The organism is Desulfitobacterium sp., from assembly GCF_035539115.1.
GTDB lineage: Bacteria > Bacillota > Desulfitobacteriia > Desulfitobacteriales > Desulfitobacteriaceae > Desulfitobacterium_A.
The window spans coordinates 23,896-42,785 of sequence record NZ_DATLJA010000011.1 but is presented as its reverse complement, the minus strand read 5'-3'; the positions used below and the strand labels follow the sequence as shown (position 1 = coordinate 42,785).

Here is an 18,890-nt window from a genome sequence, read left to right as displayed (position 1 = left end):
AACTGAGTTTTGCTTTGATAACTAATGTTAATTGTACCATTCGTCGCCACCATAGGGGTCAATAGGAATCCAATTGTCGAAGATGTAGAGGTATCCCAATGTCCCGTCGGATCGATCTATTTATAGGGTTATTTCCAGCATAAGCATAAGCATTCAGACTTTGTGGACTCTTTATCTGGCCCATGAAAGTATCTGGCAAAGTAACCGCTCAACCATTGGGTTATACCAACGAGAACCAAAGAAGGCTTGCCCTGTCGCGGGATCATATTTTTTCCCTGTTATTCCCATGCTACTATACGGAGCAAGTACTCCTGCGAACATGCCTCCGAAAGCATCCCAACGGTATTTGACAATGTCCTCACCTAGATATCTGTAAGGTCCGTGACATTGCCCAGGTCATCATAGTGGTAATCCATCTGTCCGCTCCTAGTCCTGATGGTATCGACATGTCCCCAGGTTTTCCTGTCATGAAAGCCAAACATATTGCGAGCGATAACCTGTCCGATTGCCGTGTAATATTCGCCGAATTATCACCATGATCCCGGCGATGATTCTCCTCTGGATTGGTATCAATCCGATGAAAATCCTGATTCTCAGCCAGGTCACGCTTAGTTTTGCTCTTCCTGCTGCGGTTATCCCTCTTCTTTTGATCACGAGCCGCAAATCTGTTATGCGAGAAATAGTGAATAAAAAGCTGACCAATATCGTGGGGGTTATCATCGTCACGCTTATTATCTCGCTTAATGCCGTTCTGATCTATTTAACGCTCTTTAACTAAGAAAAGTGTGGAGTTCTCCACACTTTTCTTAGTTAAAGATTACGATTCCACCTAGATTTGCTCATTAACTTTTTGTTGAGCCGCCAAATAATCAATGAATTGTCGAGCGGTACGACCTGAACGCGCATTATGCATCATAACCCACCTCAACGCCTGCTGACGAAGCTGTGCTTTTTCAAGCGTTAACCCCTCCTGAGCAGCCAATTCTTCCACAATCCTCAAGTATTCCTCCTGGTCTGGTGAGGGGAAAGTAATTGTGATCCCAAAACGATCCGCTAGGGAAAGCTTTTCATCTAAGGTATCCCGGACATTAACCTCGTCGCCTTGACGTTCGGAGAAGTTCTCGCGAATAAGATGCCGGCGATTCGAAGTCGCATAAATAAGCACATTGTCAGGACGCTTTTCCAAGCCTCCCTCCAACACAGTCTTCAACGCTTTATAGGCCAACTCCGTCTCCTCAAACGAAAGATCATCAATAAAAAGAATAAACTTTTGAGGTTGAGGCGCGAGATAACGAATAATCAACGGAAAATCCGTTAAATCTTGTTTGGAAAGTTCCACTAATCTTAGTCCCTGATCACAATACTCCTGAAGAAGGGCCTTAACCAAAGAAGATTTGCCCGTTCCCCGGTTTCCATAAAGAATTACATTATTTGCAGGATAGCCTGCCAGGAAGAAATTCGTGTTTTCAAAAAGGATGCCTTGTTCACGCTCTTGCCCAATTAACTGCTCCTTCCGGATCGGATCAGGGGTAACACTAACAAGGACCTTAGCTTTCCCATCCCATTTGAAGGCTAATCCGGCGGCCATCAGTCCTACGCCAATTTTTCGGTAAAAAGTGGCCAATTCTCGTCCAGCTTTTTCCTCATCGTCAGCAAGCAAAACCTTCTTCACTTCATTCCGTGTCGTTTCTAAAAATTGACCCGCGCGACTTGAATCATGTTGGACTTCGCCTGCTTGGGGAGCCCATAACGGCCACTGTTCTAGCCTTTCGAGCCACTCTTCCCCTGGCAGTTCAGTTTGCTTCTCCATTCTTTCACAAACCATCCGTTGTAAATCTTCTGGTTGAAGACCGGCAATCCTCCGAACTGCCTTTAGGTCACGAATCACGAGATTTTTAAGTCCTGTATCTAAGTTTTCCCACGCTTTAAAACTGGCTTGCCGGGAAAAAACATTGTCCGACTCTAAGACAAGATCCCATAAATACTTAGGCCAATTCTTTTCAGTTGCCAGAGCGCAAAACGTATAATAGTTTTGATGAACTTTTATAAGATCAAGCTCTTCCTCTGCTAAAGAAGTAAATAGGTTCTGTAAACTTTCCACGACCGTATCTTCACGAAGCACTCTGTAAATGACTAAACCTTCTAAGATAAAAGAATATTTCAGGTTTTCCACTATCCCATGCGAGCGCTTACCCTCTAACTCCTGATATTTTAATGTTTCCGATTGCCTCAATTCTCCCCGTTTCATCTTTCTTATGCTCCTTCAATTTTAGTGTTATAGTACAATATCATATTATCTTCCTCTATTCGAGATGTATTATATCATAGATTTGAAATTCATTCTATATTTGACACCTTATATTCCCATAACAAAAGGATGAGTTACCTCACCCTATATTTAGTTCTTGACTTTTTCCGAATCTTTGTTAATCTTAAGATAAATTCAAATTAAAGTTATTTTTTAGGTGCCCCTTTGGGGGAGAATAGGGAAACCGGTGTTTAATCCGGTGCGGACCCACCACTGTAAAGACAAGCCCCCGCTAATCCACTGGCATTTGCTGGGAAGGAGCGATAGGGCGCTTGAGTCTGAGCCAGGAGACCTGCCTAAGAAGAAAAAGTCTTTCCGGGGTATTGGAAAGCGGCGGAGATGACGGCAAAGTCCCGACCACAACAAAAATTGTGGCGGGACTTTATTTTTTTATAAATAAACAAAATGGAGGAGATTAAATGTCGACACTAAACAACGGGGAAAAATTCCATGGTCTAAATAATCTTAAGGAAGCAGAAGGACAAGACCTCGAAGCTGCCTTAAAAGAGCTTACGAGCAGAATTGAAAAGCTCGACCAAGAATCCATCTCTGGCATGCAAGAACGTTTGAATGCGAAAATTAAACCTCTCAGAAGTTTGGGCGTCTTAGAGGATATTGCCCAACAACTCGCTGGAATCTATCGCACCTCACAACCAAAAATCAAAGGAAAAGCTGTCCTTCTTATGGCCGGAGACCATGGTGTCGTGGCTGAAGGAGTCAGTGCAGCTCCCCAGGAAATTACTGTTGAAATGTTCTATAGCTACCTTAAAGGAGGGGCAGGCATTAATGTCCTCGCCGAGCATGGCGGAGCTGAACTCATCTGCACAGACATAGGGATTGCTTCTCCCTTAGACCCTCCTGAACTAATGGCCAACCGCGTCAAAAATGGCACCAATAATATGACTCAAGGCCCAGCAATGACCCGACAAGAGGCCTTACTCGCACTTCTTACCGGTGCCCATGTTGCCGCCAAAGCGATCAACTTAGGAATTAACCTTTTGGCAACAGGTGAAGTTGGAATTGGCAATACAACTCCAAGTGCTGCCCTTGTTTCAGTCTTTACAGGACACTCGGTCGAAGAAGTCACAGGACGAGGTACAGGAGTTAAGGACGATGCCCTGAAACATAAACAAGACGTCATTAAACGCGCAATTGAAGTCAATCGGCCTGATCCCGCTGCCCCCCTCGATACCCTCGCCAAAATTGGGGGACTCGAAATTGCTGCACTAACTGGAGCAATCCTCGAGGCCGCTTACCAACACGTACCCATCATTCTCGACGGTATTATCTCATCAGCAGCAGCCCTCACCGCAGCAAAACTTGCCCCCCTCTCCGCCCCCTATATGATCTCTTCCCATAACTCAGAAGAACAAGGTCACCGCTTAGCCCTAAAACAACTCGGACTCACACCCAGACTTGATTTTCACATGAGACTTGGGGAAGGCACAGGCGCAGTCCTCATGTTTCCAATAATCGAAGCCGCCCTCAAAATCGCCGACGAAATGGCCACCTTCGAATCAGCCGGCGTGACCACAGGAGAGTTCTGATCTTCGAAAGCTTTGCCAAAGGCCAAGATAAAAAGGTATACTAAAGAAGCTCCCTAATTAACGCTCCATCTCCCCATCATCCCTCAGCTTTGCCAAAGGCAAAAGCAAAGAGAAATACAAAAAGCAGCTCTCCCAAGCTTTGCCGTAGGTAAAGGCAAAGAGGAATACAAAAACAGCTCTTCCAAGCTTTGCCGTAGGTAAAGGCTAAAAGGAATACTTAAAAACTAACCCCAAAGTCCCTAAATTACCCTTAAGAAACAGCCCAGCTTCCGAGGGCAACCCTCCCTTAGGCCTTAAAGCGAGTAGCCACCAAACTTAGGCCCTGGCGATACCCCAGAAAGAAGGGTTGCGCACACGACGTGCGCAACCGCCAACAGAGTCAGGAGACGATTTTGGCGGGCGATGACACGTCTAAGTGTTATCGGTCCACCTCAAATCAGAGTCAGGACCTTAGGTTTGGTCTACAAGCGCCCCGGCCTATACGCGAGGGTGCCCTCGGAAGCGGAATGGAGGCCGATAATCCCAATGTCTAACTTCACACTCATCACCGGTGGAGCCCGCAGCGGCAAAAGTACCTTTGCGGAACGTCTCGCAGCTCACTCCGGTCGACCCGTTATCTATATCGCTACAGCCCAGGTTCTCGATGAGGAAATGACCTGGCGAGTGAAAAAGCACCAACACCAGCGACCAGACAACTGGCAACTCATTGAGGAACCCTTCGCTATTCCGGTTGTCTTGGAAGAAATTCGCTATAAAAATGCAGTCGTACTTCTGGATTGTGTAACGATCTGGCTTTCCAATCTCTTACTCAAATCTTTGGGTTCTACCTCAGAATCACTTTTCCCTGATACCCTGACTCCCGAAGCCGAGGAAAAAATCCTGGAGCAAGTCCAGAAAGTCGCAACCCTTGCCCAGGAAATAACTCCCCAAATCATTATGGTGACGAATGAGGTCGGCCAGGGCATCGTCCCGGATAATCCTATGGCTCGCTCATACCGTGATTTAGCAGGACGTGCCAATCAGCTCCTTGCTCGTCAAGCAGATAAAGTATTTTATGTCGTCGCGGGTTATCCCATCGAAGTCAAACAGTCTGGGCAGGAACTCTTAAACTCCTTGAACCCTCAACAGGAGCGTCCGTAATTATGCGTGGATTTTTAATTGCCGTAACCTTTCTGACGCGACTGCCTTTTCCTGCGCCCGCGGATGTCACTCAAGAAGAGTTTACAGCCAGCCAGCGTTATTATCCGCTCATCGGTCTTTTGCTTGGAATTATTATGAGCTTAAGTGCCCTCCTTTTGCGAAGTTTTTATCCTCCCCTTGTCGTTGCCGCTTTCTTGCTGATTGAAGAATTACTATTGACAGGCGGTATCCATATGGATGGCTTCATGGATAGCATGGACGCCCTCTGGTCCGCCCGAACTCCAGAAAGAATGCTCGAGATCATGAAAGATAGCCGAGTCGGATCGTTTGGCGCGTTAAGCGCAAGTGCCATACTCCTCCTCAAGTTCTCTCTCTTAGCAGGGCTTCTACAAGGAAGCGGTTCTTTACTGTCTTTCTCTTCTAACTTTTCTTCTCTTAACTACCAATCCTTAAGCACTTTTGGACCTTTCTTTGCTGTTTTAATCATGCCGACGCTTTCACGCTGGTTATTTTTGTTCGGCATACTTTTTTATCCGTATGCGCGCAAAACAGGACTGGGGCAAGGTTTCCACGAAAGTTCGCTTAATCGACCCTGTTTTTTTATTATTGAAGGGTTGATCTGCTTGGCTCTTGCTGTCTATCTTCTGGGGTGGGCCGGCTTGGTTGGCCTTCTTCTTGCTTTTCTCTTTCTTTTTTATTTTACACAGAAAGTCTCGCACCTCTTGGGCGGATTAACCGGGGATCTATACGGTGCCAGCATTGAGCTTTCAGAATTACTCTTTTTAATCGGCGTCGTTCCCTTCTTTATAAACTAAGAAACCATTGTCTTGACCTCCTTAAAATCGAGGAACAAGACAACGGTTTTTTATACTAACAGAAAGTATAAGTCTGGGGGCAGATAGTATAAGTGCAACCAGCGGCTTTCATTCTCGCTAATGCTCGGCGAAAGCCGGGTTTTCTTTATAAAAAGGCTTAAAACAATTTGGAGGGATATCGCCAATAAACTTAGCTCCGATTGACGTTAGCCAAAAATAGTCTGCCCTTTGCCCGTATTTTTTCCAACATAAAGACGTTGGTCTGCTAAGCGGTACAATTCTTCATAATTCCGCCCTTCCGCTGGAAATTCAGCGACGCCAATACTAACGTCAAGTCCAAATTTCTTAAGATTCAGGCTGTTTCTCATTCGTTCGATAACCTGCTGGGCGTCAGGGCCACTGTGTACATCCGCCAAAACAACCGTAAATTCGTCCCCTCCGGTCCGAGCGACAATATCCGCTTCACGAACAGAAGCACTCAGATTTTGGGCGATCATCTTTAGGGCCAGATCTCCTGTCGGATGCCCTTGAGTATCATTAAGATGCTTAAAGGAATCTAAGTCAAGAATCAAAAGCAAGAAAGAAGATTTGCGACGGAGTGTTCCCGCCATTTCTTCACGAATTCGTAGATCAAAACCTTGCCGATTTAAAATTCCGGTCAGCCGGTCGGTCGAGGCTAGACGAGCTAATTCATCGCGCTGACGAATCGTATCTAAGGCCACCCCAACATCCCGAACATAAGCCGATAAAATTTCTTGTTGTTGTTCTGCCACCCATTCCAAATCATCCATTAACCAAAGTTCGCCGATGATTCCACTATGAGTCACAATCGGTTGAATCAAAACCTTTCGCCATTGATCGGGGTTCTCCTCAACCTCCAGAAAATACGATGCCCTGTGGGGATTGGAAAAATGTTTGTACTCGTCCCGGGCCGTTTGTCGCCAGACCCAATCTTGCCATGCCCATTCCGCCTGATTCAAACGACCGAATGGCGCCCGAATACGCCATTCTCCTTCTTCATCCAGAAAGAAAAATCCGCCCGGAAGGAAAAGAATTTCCATAGCCATTTCCCCAGCCTCCCGGAGAAGTTGTTCTTCCGTGTCCGCCTGAACAAGAATCTCCGTTCCTCGCAGCAGAAAGGTTAAGGATTGCTCCCGTTCTATGGCCGCAATTCTTAGCTGATGTTCATACACGAAGGAAGAAACAAACGGAACGATTTGGCGGAGCCAGTAAACATTTTCATCTCTGATATCCTCGAGTTCCCGGGCAAAAAGAATAATCTGTCCTAATGTTTGGCCGAAGTGGCTGAGAGGTATACTGACAAGGGTCTGAAGACCAAATTCCTTGAGCGTCTTGATCCAAGGTTTATCGATTTCGTCGAGATCGAGATCGCGCCGTATAGAGAGTAAAGGAACGTTCTTTTCTGTTTTAGGGGATTTTTTAACCCAATTCAGTCCGAAATTTGAGGGAAATTCTTTACTCTCTACATAAGAACTCAATTGCTCGATAAGGGCACTAATGGATGCCAGTCCATATTTACCCTCTTGCCAAAGCCATACTCCAGCCGCGGAAACTTGAAAAAGTTCTAAACTCCGATGCGTAACAATTTTCAAAGCCGTAACTAGGTCTTGCTCACGGGTCATATCTTGAGCGAGACTTAAAATATCGTTTGCTTGTATTTTATTGTGAAATTCTGTTAGATAGAGAAGAGCGCCCCGAACTTCACCGGATTCATCATCTAAAAAAGGAACCCCAACCATTAAACTAATACGCTCTCGATCAGCTCGCCAACCCTTTATTTTTTTTACAACTTTAGTTTTTTTACCAAAAACTTCTTGAAGACACGGTTGTTCTTCGATTGGCATGCCAACTGTAATTCCCGTTTCAACTTCTGCACCAGGAGTTACATAAATTACCTCCTTCCGGTTAGCCAAAATCCATTCATACTCCTCTTCGGATAAAGCAGAAAAAAGACTATGTAGCTGAGGAATACATTCTCGATATCTTTGTTCGGACACAGATTCCACACCCTTAAATTTCCATACTACGCTTAATATTTTATCACAAATATTAAGCGTAGTGTGGGAATCTTTTTCCTGTAACTTCCCACTTCAAATGACATTGACTCACTCACCATTGTGAATCGGGCAGGTATAGGATATAATTTTTCTATACTACAAAAGGAGAGAAGATTGAGTGATGCGCACGACTCAGAAGAAAGCTTCTTTATTGACTCTAGTTCTCTCGATTGTCTTAATCCTCTTTCTTTACCCGAAACTCCAGCACCCCCAGGCCCTCCAGACCTTTATCCTTCAACTCGGTTGGAAAGGGTTTCTTCTTGACCTTTTAATTATTTCGATCCAAAGGTTATTTCCTATGATTCCTTTCGCTCTTCTCGCCGGGATGAATACCCTTCTCTTTGGATGGGCTTTGGGTTTTGCTCTTTCTCTAGTAGGAAGTCTACTCGGTTCGGCCCTTGGCTTCGGACTGGCACGTACGCTTGGGCAAGAATGGGCTCGACCAAAACTGGCTAAGCTTGGAAAATGGGCAAAACTCTCGGAGGGCAAGAATTTCTACTTGATTGTTCTGGCGCGCCTTATTCCAATTCTACCCGCTGCTGCCGTCAATTACGCGGCCGGCATTTCACCCATGAAATTTGCTTCATTTTTTTGGGCTAGCCTTTTAGGTAAACTTCCCATGATCACCTGGGAATCCTGGGTCGGACATGATTTCTGGGAGCTCTTCAATCACCCGTGGCGTTTCACCCTCGCCCTTCTCATCGGCGTTATCATCATCGGCTGCGCTTGGTATGGATGGACGCTTTTAGATCAACGGGACAAAGAAGTCTAACTTTCGTAGGAAGTAGCAGAAGAAAGCTCATTTAAGAATCAGCCGTCTTTAATAAGACGACTGATTTTTTTAATTTGAAATTCTTTCACGATTAAAGTTCATCTCCACGGGCAATCTTCGTAATCTCCAAAGCATCTTCTTGATAAATGTTAGAGAGTACCCATTGATCCTGCTCCCAGTTGAATTCCCAAAACTCGGTAAAGAAGAGACGATTGTCATCTTCACCTGCAATAATCCTTCCGGAGGCATCCACCGTGTAATCAATCAAACTAGCAGAAATCATGGTGACAAAATGCTGTTCAGAGTCATCCAGATGACTCTGAATAAACTCGATATCACCCGGGTGAAGAACTGGCTCTTTGATCACGTTCCGTTCTCCACGATTGCGCAGATTAGCAAGATCCGTTCGATATTTCGCCAAAAGCGTCAAACTTAAATAATTTTCACCCTCACTCAGGTCCTGTCTGGCCCAAGCATCTTGAATCCAAAAATAGACCTGTCGCACCCGTCCAATAAGAAAATCACGATCCCAACGTGGGAAAGTTTCTGCATAATAGCTCATATTATCTCGAGTAAACTGTATAGCTTTGCCAAAACGCTTAAGATTCTCCTCATTGGTAATCGGTCGGCCCGTCACATCAACAGGAGTCAATGGCGATGGATTCTTTTCCCACTCTCCCTTTCTAGGTCCACGCTGTTTTCCCCAAGTACGTCTTGAAGAACGGAAGGCTTTAATGACCAGAAAAGCAATTATCAGAATAAATATTAGGCTAAATAAGCCACCAAAAAGAGAACTTCCGCCTCCCCCAAAGAAAGATGGCCCCCAGAAAAATGGGAAAAAGGAGAAGCCGCCAAAGCCCCCGCTCGAATACCCGCCACCAGATAACCCTCCAGCAGCTGAGCCACCACTAAAGCTACGGCCAGCGCTTCCACCAACACTTCCACCCTTCCCTCCGCCCGCGCGAGCCAAGGCCACTGTGGCCTGGCTCGCGAAGAGCATGAGCGTCATGATGGCAAGACTAAATCGTTTCGTCCACCTCTTCATGCCCAACACCTACTTTAATCTTTCGCTCGACACTTTATTCTTCCTTCTTGAACTGTGCTTTTAGATTTGCAAGTTCATCCTCAACTTCGGAATTCGCTTTACTCTTTTCGAGTTCCGCGAATTGATCTTCAACTGCATTTCCGGTGTTCACCATCGTCCGGGAAGCTTTTGCTTCCGCCTCCATCCGTTCCACACGCTCCTTCATCCGATCCACATCAGCCAGAGAATCGTGAGTGGACATACCGGAAACAGCTTCATTCGCCTTTTTCATTGTTTCTGCACGACGTTGACGCATCACCAGGTTATTTCGTTCCATTTTAGCTTTCGCCAATTTCTCAGTTAAAATTCGCAGGTTCTCCTGTAAATCCTCAACCGCCTTAGCTTGATCGATTAATTGCGTTTGGAAATCTACCAAACTTGTTTCTGCCTGTTTCTTCAGAGTCAGTGCCGTGCGAGCTAGGTCATCTTTGCCCTGTTGTACCGCTAAGGTCGCTTGTTCCGTCCGTTGCTCAATTTCTTTAGTCAGGGTTGCAATTCGCTCTTCAAGTTGAATTTTATCGGCTACGGCGCGATTCACTTGAATTTGGAAGTTCCTTACTTCTTCAGTCGCCCGATCAACATAGAGATTCAGCATTTTTTCCGGATCCTCCGACTTGTTCACCAAATCCGTAATGTTGGCCTGCAATAAATCTTTGACACGAGAAAATAAACCCATTTTAAATTTCTCCCTTCAATTCTACCTTATTTATTCATATTCCCAATCAGCGCTTATAACTATAACTTTTCAGATAAAGATAAATTATAATCCTTAGACTTCATTTCACCTTCTTTCTATAAAATCCTTTTAAATTTTCGATATAAAGAGAGATTTCAGTTTTAGCAGGTTCAGAGGATCGAGCCGTTTATGGATTACCTATAGTATAACAAAGCGGTTAGACGAAATCATGAAATAGTAATGAATTTTCCATGAATTTTAATCCTTTATCCCTCCGTTCACCACCCTGATACAAAAATAAAGACCTCACCCCCTGCTGTGGGTAAGGTCTTGCAATTTCATAAACGTTGATAGAGCCGGGTCCACATCGGACCGAATGACGACACTATCCACGGCATTTCTGCCGCTCGCTACTCCCCTTACTTTATGCATTCTTCCGTTTCAGATTTGAACCAGAAGAATCTATATCCATATATTATGCGAAAAAGAGATTAAAGTCAAAGCATATTTCCCCTCGTATGCGATTTTCCTAGCTCAACCTAATCAGCTATACCTTACCTTGTACTCTAAGGTAATCCAATCTCGTGTTCACTTCGTTTTTCTCACTAACTCTCAATAAAAGGTTAGTCAAATTCAGAAAACTATTTTAGAATATCCTCATTGGGTTAAACTATTATCCTCAGAAAACTCAAGTTGACGGATTAGAAAGTAACCTTGTGCCAACGCGTACGCGCCAAGGCTAATTCCTGCTCCCCTTCTGTTCCCGAAATTCGGTGTAAATAGTGAACATCCTGATCACTTCTCTCCAGTTCCTCAGTTAAGGCTTGGATCATCTGCCCATAAGTGCTTTCTTTTTTGTATACAACCTCAAGTGAAGAAATTCGATAAGTAGCGTACACTTCTTCAGGAATTGTTTCCAGCACCCATTCAATATATTTGGCATTGTTGACATGGGCATTAGTGTCAATGTCACTCCGCCGAACCATAAATTCACAGTGTTCCGTTTTGCCCTTTTGAGTGAACTCAAAGTCTGGGAAAGGAGTTGAGATGACTTTCTCTGGGAAAAACGTATAAGCTTCGATGATCTCCTTTGGAACGCGCAGTGGTCGTCTTTTACGTAAATTAAAGAAGATCCACAACGAGCTCGCCCGGGCAATCACTTCATCATCAGCATTCAAAACTAAAAATTCCCGATCCGCGTAAAAACGTTCGAAACGCGAAGGCCAAGTCTGGATCTTAATTTTCTCTTCGAGGCGAGGATACTGTTCAAATTCAATCTGCCAATGGGTTAAAATCCAACCATACCCCTCTTCTTTCAGCCGGTTTACCCCGTATCCAACCGATTCGGAATGAGCAATCGCGGTCTCTTCCAAGTAATTGAGCAAAGCAAGCGGGGTTAGTTCCTGATAAGAATTCACCTCAAAGTAGTGAACTTCAAATTCTTTTTGAAACTTCTGCACCTATTTTTCCATCCTCTCTTGTTAGCCACCAAGCTTTAATCATCCTCCAGCCAAGGATAACACTTCCGACAGTATAAAGTGACCCCCCTGCCACCCGTGCCAGCAAGTACGGTTGAATTAATTCTTGAACCTGCGTAAAATTCATCCCTAAATATCGCCATAAATAAGTTTGCAACAAACCTGCCACAAGAAGAAATGAGCTCATCGTGATAACTCCTGCGTTAAGCAAGACAACCCCAATAACTCCCCAAAAGTAACTCTTACGTGATAATTCATAGCCATTGCTTAAAATAGCGTGTGATCCAGCCAAAACGAGAAAACCCATCACGCCAAATAACGCCAAATGGGCATGTCCGGACGTAATATAGGTGCCATGCGAATAAAGATTAATCCAGGGTATCGTCATCATCATTCCGAGCATCGAAGCACCCGTTAAATGATAAAATAAACTACTTAAAATCATCCAAAGCGTTAATTTCTCCCGTCGATCCAGTGGTCGATGTTTTTTTAATCCTTTATAGGTTAAATGGGCAAGCAAGCCCACCGGAATCATTTGGATTACGCTAAAGACAACGCCAATAATCAACCAAATCGCCGGAAAACCGATCCAGTAATAATGATGACCAGTACCAAACATCCCCCCGAAACCGCCAAACCGGCTTCGAGATAGAGCCATTTCTCCATATCCTTTTTTTCAGCTAAACCTGCTGCGATAAAAAATGAGGCAATAAAGCCACTTGAGGTCAATTCGAAGGCCATTTCCTCCCAGAGATGGACGACCCAATACTTCACCGCTTCATCGGCTATGGGGTTAGTATAGTTGAGCACATTCGGAATTAATAAAAGGCAGAGAAAAATCATTCCGCCTGTCATAATCGCAGATGCGGGGGTTATGCGCTGCATATATTTTCTTAGGGTTTGGATGAGGTTATAGGCACCTAGCAGAATGGCCAGCGAGATTCCAGCATAGAACATCGGCAGACCATCAAGAAACTCCCGGCCATTGCCGATGCGCAAGAACAGTGTCCCTAATAATCCGGCAGTCGACAACGAAACAATCCAAAATTGCCAACGAGCGATTTTGAGTGAATACAGGTCTGCATTCAACGCTTCAACCGTATAAAAATAAACCATTCCCATCGTGCCAATCAAAGGCCGTCTTAATTTTGTCCCCTAATTTGTTGTCCCATTTGCAAGACCCGGAACGTTCTTTCCGTTGCCTCGATCGTCAATTCGTACGCCTCTTCCATCGATTTTTCCAGTGTCATTGGACCATTGACAATACTCACAATCGAACTGAGACCTTGATCATAGAGGGCCTCTGCCCCAGGACCGATCGACCCGACGATGGCAAGCACCGGCTTAGCATGCTTGAGCGCTCTTTTGGCTACCCCCATCGGTACTTTTCCATAGAGCGATTGATTATCAATTCGGCCTTCCCCTGTGACAACGAGATCCGCTCCTTCCAGCATTTGATCAAACTTAACCGTATCTAAAATTGTCTCTACCCCGGTCTTTAATTCTGCTCCTGTAAAAGCCAGTAGACCTGCTCCTAAACCTCCGGCCGCACCAGCACCTGGGACATTCTTGAGATCGAATCCCAGCTGTTCTTTAATCATCTGAGCATAGTGCTCTAAATTTCGATCAAGGCTTTGAACCATTTCAGGAGTTGCTCCTTTTTGCGGGCCAAAGACCGCAGACGCACCCTGCGGACCGCATAAAGGGTTGTCCACATCACACATCACCGTGATCTTCGTGCTTTTCAACCGAGGATCAATCTGAGCGAGATCAATTCTTGCCAGTCGGCCTAAATCTCCACCTCCAGGTTTTAGCTCTTTACCCTTCTCGTCCAGAAGTTTTACGCCGAGCGCTTGAGCCATTCCGGCCCCACCATCGTTCGTTGCACTCCCGCCAATTCCCAGAATAATATCACGTGCTCCAAGATCCATGGCCTTCGTTATCAATTCTCCGGTTCCCTTAGTCGTTGTGACAAGGGGATTCCGTTTCTCCAGTGGAACAAGGGGCAAACCTGAAGCTGCTGCCATTTCTAAGACAACTACGCCATGAGGTAATTCCCCCAGAAAGCCCTCGATTGACTCTCCCAATGGAGAGGTCACCCTTGTTTTTAAAATTCTCCCTTGCCTTGCTTGGACCAGTGCTTCGACTGTCCCTTCTCCACCGTCAGCCATCGGCAAGATATAGGACGTCGCCTCGGGGAATACCTTATGAAGCCCCTTCGTAATTGCCTCACCGGCCTTTTGGCTGGATAAGCTTCCTTTAAAGGAATCGACTGCAATTAAAACATGCATCACAAATCTCCTTTGTTCATCTCTAATTTAGAATATTTGCCTACCTATCATTTTTCTTCATTGTTCTACACTCATTTTAGTAATCTAGAGAAGTCAATTCAAGAGCATCATGGATTTCTCTACTGAGATAAGAGAAAAAGTCTTGACCCAATAGTAAATTATGCTTTATAATAAAAGAGTAGTGTTCAAAGGGGAGTAGCTGTTACAGCAAAGCCGTCAATACGGAATTAACGTTCCCGGCTTTGTTGACAACTTGAGATGTTGTTTGCAAGACCTTTGCCCATAAGGGGTAAAAGGTCTTTTTTATTTTGATTTTTAAGTTTTAACCCTAATCTACAACAATTAGAAGATCAGAGAGTGAGGATGAAAAATGGACTTTTTGGGACATGGTTTCTTAACAGCCCTTTTATCTATTGTGATGATTGATTTGGTATTAGGTGGAGACAATGCAATTGTGATCGGCTTAGCCGCCCGTAATCTTCCTAAGCACGATCAGAAAAAAGTAATTTTTTGGGGAACACTCGGTGCGATTATTATTCGTTCGTTGACTACCCTTGTCGCGGTTTGGCTCCTTAAGATTCCGGGGCTCTTACTTGTCGGGGGAATCTTTCTTGTGGGAATGGCGTATAAACTTCTTACGCAAGAGAAATCCAATGAGGTTGCCACTAGTACAAGTATCTGGGGCGCTATTCGGACGATTATTGTTGCCGATGCGGTAATGGGTCTAGATAATGTTATTGCAGTCGCCGGAGCAGCACATGGAAGTTACCTCTTGGTTATTTGCGGCTTATTCATTAGTATTCCAATCGTTGTCTGGGGCAGTACCTTAGTTATTAAAGCCTTAGATCGCATTCCCTCTTTGATTGAGATTGGCGCCGGTGTTATTGCCTATACTGCCTCCACCATGCTAATGGATGAACCGTTTCTACAGCCTATTTTTGCAGACAATTTAATTCTTCGGTGGAGTTTAACCCTAATCCTCATTGTCGGCGTCTTATTCGCTGGTAGATATAAAAAACAAAGACCGCGAACGTCATAAACTCCGAGAACCCAGACTTACCTTAAGTGGAATAAAAGCGTCACTCAACTCCCTTTTGAAATGAGAGTCGAGTGGCGCTTTTATCACAACTAGCAACAGCCTCCACTACTTCCAGAACAATCGCAGCTTGGTTCAGTACCGGTCAGCCATCCAATAATAATGGCTGAGGCACAGCCTACGCCCGGCTTAACTTCTAAGACATTAAACGGACAATTTTTTACACACGCACCACATTCCATGCAACGGTCTTTTTCAACTATGACTGACTTTCCCTCCCTCATGACAAAGACTTGATGCGGACAAACTTCAATACATTTACCACACCCTGTGCATTTTGGGGACTCAAGTTTCAAAGTCGCAACATTTTTTAAATAGTAATTTTTCATAACTCCCAGCTCCTTAAAGTATGATGAAGTTATTCACCAGAATTATTACTGCCCCCAAGAATATCGAAATAATCATCGCTGGAATAGCGACTCTCATCTCTTTCAAAACGCCTGAAAAGGATGTATACGTTGAAGCGCCTGTAAAATTCATCGCATAGTACGCTGAGACCGGAGGTAGGATCAGTAAATACCCCAATGCTCTTAGGATACTATATTGCGGTACAGTAGGCCATCCATTAAGTACATTAACGAGGATAGCCCAAATCAATCCTAATAACCAACCCTTCCAAGCGAAAGCGCGCCCAGGAATCCAGGGTAACAAGACTGGAGTTAATACACACCCTACAATAACTACGCCCATGTAGGCGTAAAAATCAACAAAACCAAATGGTCCAACTCCAAGAATATTTAATAAAAAAAGGATTCCAAATATCATCAGGGAAACTTTGAACGTACCGACGAATTCAACAGGAGTTAAAACGAGTCGATCATAGGTACTAAACCGTACCGTGCGCATGTCCTCAGTTGCTTTCATTCCTGAATGAATAAACGAGGGGATATCCTTTGCCTTTACCGGTCCATAGATTACTTTAAAACCTGAGTACTTTGTAACCTCGTGAGCACTTATACCAGGTGCGCCTAATTGGGGTAAGACCAGGGTTCTATGCGATACAACCTTTGCAAGTTGCACGATGGCGATTCGGTTCAGCAGCTCTTGGGTCCCGAAGGTGCCCTTACCTGCAGCGCACCAAACATTGACTCCCTTAGTATCCAGTACCAGAATCCAGGTATTTAACCCTTTTAATTCTTTCCTTAACATATCAAAGCTGAGTTTATAGTTAGCGCTTACCATCACTGGGGAGTTGCTATCCGGTTTTCCCACGCTATAAAGACCAGGCTCAACCTTATAATTCATTCTATTAATTCCCCATCGGACCTTCCAAGCACCTAAAATATCCTGAAACGTTAATTCCGTGGATGTTTTCGCAACTTGTATTTCTCTATTCGTAATTTCCATATGACTATCCCCTCTTCCAGCAATCTGACATCACATCGGCCCTCTCGATCTAACTCACGTATCCCATTCTTTTTGCTGAGATGTGGTCTCCGCTAAAAATTCTGAAATATCTGCAAGGGTAATGCTATTAATACTATAATACATCCACGCCCCCTCACGTCGTCCGTTGACTACCGCACTATCACACAAAATCTTCATATGATAGGACAAGGTCGGTTGGGTAATATTAAAGTTCTTAAGCAATTGGCAGGCACACATTTCCCCATTTGACAATATTGCTATGATTTTTAGGCGTGTTTCATCAGCAAGACTCTTAAATAGTTGAACATATTTAACGTCGGTATAGTTCATAAAAATAATCGCTCCACTCTAATTTCTCAATAAAATCGATTATAATACTAGACATGCACTTCAATCATATCGAATAATTTCTATATCCATATTATACAATATTATATAGAGAATCGTCTATATTAATACTTCGAGCAAATAATTTTGCGACTTGCTTCTTACCCCTTCAGAGTATATATTTTAGCTAGCCTATAACATCTATATATTATTAAGTGAAGGAGAAATCAAGATGGCGACAGTTAAAGTAAATGCTGGCGTTTGTGGCTTTCATACGCTGATCAAAGTGAGTCCTAAAGACGCGCAAAACGTCCTGATAAATATGGAAACAGAGTGTCCTAACTTAAAACCGATGGCGGAGGAACTTCATGAGGCAAGTACTTACGGCGAATGTTTCGCCGTAATAGGTGAGTCCGCTGTATTCGAGTTGGCGCGGAAATATTGTAAGCATCCAGCTTGCCCCGTCCCTTTAGGTATTATCAAAGGAATTGAAGTCGCAGGTAAACTTGCTCTCCCCCGAAAAGTCGAAATAGAGGTGGAAAAAGACTAAGAATAAACAACTATAGAAAAGCAACAGTAAAACAGAAGGGACACAGTCATTTTGAACTGTATCCCTTCTGTTTTTTGATTTCTCTTATGTTAATGCACTGGATTTAGTATTCTAATTTAAGGGAGAATACAACCGAATAACAAAGAGCTCCTTTTACTCCCCCTGTATCTCAATCCCCAGGATTTTGATTTACAAAAAGAAGCTACACGGGTCCAACACTATCCCCACAAGATTGTCGGGCAAAATTCCATCGCTGGTCGTACTGCCACCCGTATTGAGATTGATCCCCCAGGCGGTTTACCCTATTATCTATGGATTGATACCAAAACCCATTTGCCTGTGTGACTTCAGACGGCTATGCAGAATGAGACCCAACCTTAGGTCATTACTCTGTGCCCTATCCACGCGGCACCGTGAATAGCATGGCAGATGACCCCGGTAGGCAGTGGTAGTAAGCTAAAGGCCACGCATTACGCGTGGCCTTTAGCTTACAGTTTCATCCAGCCTATTTCTCCATTCCCGTGTAAATAAAGACTGCATCTCTTAGAAATTCTGCAGAACCCGGTTGTTTCTCGTCATAGTATGCGGTAAATCTTGGATCATCCACATACATCTGAGCAAGTCCTGCATGGGCTTTTTTTGAATAGTTATCCCAAAAATAGCATAGCCACTGCCGGTGGAGATCAGCAGTTTTTTGAGCGAGTTCTCCTGCTGGATCGCCTGTCTTAAAGGCAGCATGGAGGGTTTCGATTACCTCTGTAGCTAGCTTCGTTACCTCGTCATATTGTTCTTGTGACATACCTTTCATTTTTTGATTGGATTTGTCAATCGTCGCATCACCGTATTTTTCGCGGATTTCCTTGCCATACTTTGCTTCATTGTCATCCACGAGCTTTTGCTTAAAGCCTTCAAACTTTTCTTTATTTGTCATGATAATTCTCCCTTCGTTTAGCGCAATGGTTTTATCAACATTGAAAATCAATACATCCAATTGCTCTCTTTTTTCAAGAAGTTTCTCACGATGTTCTCTCAGTGCTTTTGCTCCGTCGAAAGAAGGTGCGGTTACGATATCTTTAATGCTTTCTAGATTCACACCCAGCTCCCTATAGAAAAGAATCTGTTGCAGTCGATCGATCTCGGCTTGACCATAAATTCGATATCCTGATGAGTTAATTCTTGCCGGCTTAAGAATTCCTATCTCATCATAATATCTGAGAGTCCGAGCGCTGACACCTGCCATCTGAGCTAGTTTCTGCACCGTGTATTCCACGTGATCACCTCCTGACGGGATAACTATACACCTTTACGCAACGTCAATGTAAATAGGGATTTGAGAGGAAATTAAGAAAAATGCACGTAC

The 18,890-nt window shown here is 44.2% G+C and carries 19 protein-coding genes, 3 pseudogenes and 1 riboswitch; of the genes and pseudogenes, 9 read left to right on the top strand and 13 right to left on the bottom strand.

Annotated elements, in window-relative coordinates; translation table 11 throughout:
* Positions 1-171 precede the first annotated feature (171 nt).
* Positions 172-321, bottom strand: coding sequence for a hypothetical protein (locus VM640_RS01700; RefSeq protein ID WP_325389272.1), 150 nt, complete (start codon positions 319-321; stop codon positions 172-174).
* A gap of 184 nt (positions 322-505) precedes the next feature.
* Here VM640_RS01700 and VM640_RS01695 point away from each other — a divergent pair.
* Positions 506-778, top strand: a pseudogene (locus VM640_RS01695) (divalent metal cation transporter); the annotation flags it as partial.
* 51 nt (positions 779-829) lie between these two features.
* On the opposite strand, the gene VM640_RS01690 reads toward VM640_RS01695, so the two are convergent.
* Positions 830-2,248: an ATP-binding protein gene (locus tag VM640_RS01690; protein WP_325389268.1), complete on the bottom strand. Its 1,419-nt coding sequence runs from the start codon at positions 2,246-2,248 to the stop codon at positions 830-832.
* A 198-nt stretch (positions 2,249-2,446) separates the two neighbouring features.
* Positions 2,447-2,622: riboswitch (cobalamin riboswitch) on the top strand.
* A gap of 105 nt (positions 2,623-2,727) precedes the next feature.
* Between VM640_RS01690 and cobT the strand changes: the two genes are divergently transcribed.
* The 3 genes from cobT (at position 2,728) to cobS (ending at position 5,810) form a co-directional block, all read left to right on the top strand.
* Positions 2,728-3,855: a nicotinate-nucleotide--dimethylbenzimidazole phosphoribosyltransferase gene (gene cobT, locus VM640_RS01685; protein WP_325389266.1), complete on the top strand. Its 1,128-nt coding sequence runs from the start codon at positions 2,728-2,730 to the stop codon at positions 3,853-3,855.
* 525 nt (positions 3,856-4,380) lie between these two features.
* Positions 4,381-4,995 carry a bifunctional adenosylcobinamide kinase/adenosylcobinamide-phosphate guanylyltransferase gene (cobU, locus tag VM640_RS01680; protein WP_325389264.1) on the top strand — a complete coding sequence of 205 codons (615 nt, stop codon included), beginning with the start codon at positions 4,381-4,383 and terminating at the stop codon, positions 4,993-4,995.
* A gap of 2 nt (positions 4,996-4,997) precedes the next feature.
* Positions 4,998-5,810, top strand: a complete 813-nt coding sequence (cobS, locus tag VM640_RS01675; protein WP_325389262.1) for an adenosylcobinamide-GDP ribazoletransferase — start codon at positions 4,998-5,000, stop codon at positions 5,808-5,810.
* 206 nt (positions 5,811-6,016) lie between these two features.
* Here the strand turns inward: cobS and VM640_RS01670 are convergent, their stop codons facing one another.
* On the bottom strand, positions 6,017-7,828 hold the full coding sequence (locus VM640_RS01670; RefSeq protein ID WP_325389260.1) for a GGDEF domain-containing protein: 1,812 nt from the start codon (positions 7,826-7,828) through the stop codon (positions 6,017-6,019).
* Between the two features lie 181 nt (positions 7,829-8,009).
* Here VM640_RS01670 and VM640_RS01665 point away from each other — a divergent pair, with 181 nt between their 5' ends.
* The gene (locus VM640_RS01665) at positions 8,010-8,660 is read left to right on the top strand and encodes a TVP38/TMEM64 family protein (RefSeq protein ID WP_325389331.1); all 651 of its coding nucleotides are present in this window, start codon (positions 8,010-8,012) and stop codon (positions 8,658-8,660) included.
* Positions 8,661-8,751: 91 nt separating this feature from the next.
* Here the strand turns inward: VM640_RS01665 and VM640_RS01660 are convergent, their stop codons facing one another.
* The 6 genes and pseudogenes from VM640_RS01660 to VM640_RS01635 all read right to left on the bottom strand — a co-directional run bounded on the left by VM640_RS01660 (position 8,752) and on the right by VM640_RS01635 (position 14,189).
* A complete protein-coding gene (locus tag VM640_RS01660; RefSeq protein WP_325389258.1) occupies positions 8,752-9,705 on the bottom strand; it encodes a TIM44-like domain-containing protein in 954 nt (317 codons plus the stop codon).
* A 34-nt stretch (positions 9,706-9,739) separates the two neighbouring features.
* On the bottom strand, positions 9,740-10,420 hold the full coding sequence (locus VM640_RS01655) for a PspA/IM30 family protein (protein ID WP_325389256.1): 681 nt from the start codon (positions 10,418-10,420) through the stop codon (positions 9,740-9,742).
* A 306-nt stretch (positions 10,421-10,726) separates the two neighbouring features.
* Entirely contained in the window at positions 10,727-10,852 is a 126-nt protein-coding gene (locus VM640_RS01650) for a hypothetical protein (RefSeq protein WP_325389254.1), read from the bottom strand.
* A gap of 269 nt (positions 10,853-11,121) precedes the next feature.
* Positions 11,122-11,880 (bottom strand): acyl-[acyl-carrier-protein] thioesterase, encoded by a 759-nt coding sequence (locus VM640_RS01645; protein ID WP_325389252.1) that lies wholly within the window; start codon positions 11,878-11,880, stop codon positions 11,122-11,124.
* A pseudogene (locus tag VM640_RS01640) lies at positions 11,855-13,035 on the bottom strand (cbb3-type cytochrome c oxidase subunit I); the annotation flags it as partial. The gene VM640_RS01645 and the pseudogene VM640_RS01640, both read right to left, overlap by 26 nt.
* Before the next feature lie 5 nt (positions 13,036-13,040).
* A complete protein-coding gene (locus VM640_RS01635) occupies positions 13,041-14,189 on the bottom strand; it encodes a glycerate kinase family protein (protein WP_325389250.1) in 1,149 nt (382 codons plus the stop codon).
* Between the two features lie 370 nt (positions 14,190-14,559).
* On the opposite strand from VM640_RS01635, the gene VM640_RS01630 reads away from it, so the two are divergent.
* Positions 14,560-15,228 carry a TerC family protein gene (locus tag VM640_RS01630; RefSeq protein WP_325389248.1) on the top strand — a complete coding sequence of 223 codons (669 nt, stop codon included), beginning with the start codon at positions 14,560-14,562 and terminating at the stop codon, positions 15,226-15,228.
* Positions 15,229-15,317: 89 nt separating this feature from the next.
* Here VM640_RS01630 and hgcB read toward each other — a convergent pair whose 3' ends face one another.
* The 3 genes from hgcB to VM640_RS01615 are packed head-to-tail and all read right to left on the bottom strand — an operon-like array spanning position 15,318 to position 16,983.
* The gene (gene hgcB, locus VM640_RS01625; RefSeq protein ID WP_325389246.1) at positions 15,318-15,614 is read right to left on the bottom strand and encodes a mercury methylation ferredoxin HgcB; all 297 of its coding nucleotides are present in this window, start codon (positions 15,612-15,614) and stop codon (positions 15,318-15,320) included.
* Positions 15,615-15,627: 13 nt separating this feature from the next.
* Entirely contained in the window at positions 15,628-16,632 is a 1,005-nt protein-coding gene (hgcA, locus tag VM640_RS01620) for a mercury methylation corrinoid protein HgcA (RefSeq protein ID WP_325389244.1), read from the bottom strand.
* Between the two features lie 54 nt (positions 16,633-16,686).
* Positions 16,687-16,983: an ArsR/SmtB family transcription factor gene (locus VM640_RS01615; RefSeq protein ID WP_325389242.1), complete on the bottom strand. Its 297-nt coding sequence runs from the start codon at positions 16,981-16,983 to the stop codon at positions 16,687-16,689.
* A gap of 229 nt (positions 16,984-17,212) precedes the next feature.
* Between VM640_RS01615 and VM640_RS01610 the strand changes: the two genes are divergently transcribed.
* The 3 genes and pseudogenes from VM640_RS01610 to VM640_RS17250 all read left to right on the top strand — a co-directional run.
* Positions 17,213-17,530 (top strand): DUF6951 family protein, encoded by a 318-nt coding sequence (locus VM640_RS01610; RefSeq protein WP_325389240.1) that lies wholly within the window; start codon positions 17,213-17,215, stop codon positions 17,528-17,530.
* A gap of 126 nt (positions 17,531-17,656) precedes the next feature.
* On the top strand, positions 17,657-17,875 hold the full coding sequence (locus VM640_RS01605; RefSeq protein ID WP_325389329.1) for a sigma-E factor regulatory protein RseB domain-containing protein: 219 nt from the start codon (positions 17,657-17,659) through the stop codon (positions 17,873-17,875).
* 23 nt (positions 17,876-17,898) lie between these two features.
* Positions 17,899-17,982 (top strand): annotated as a pseudogene (locus VM640_RS17250) (YjgB family protein); the annotation flags it as partial.
* 53 nt (positions 17,983-18,035) lie between these two features.
* On the opposite strand, the gene VM640_RS01600 reads toward VM640_RS17250, so the two are convergent.
* Entirely contained in the window at positions 18,036-18,800 is a 765-nt protein-coding gene (locus VM640_RS01600; protein WP_325389238.1) for a MerR family transcriptional regulator, read from the bottom strand.
* Positions 18,801-18,890: the final 90 nt, after the last annotated feature.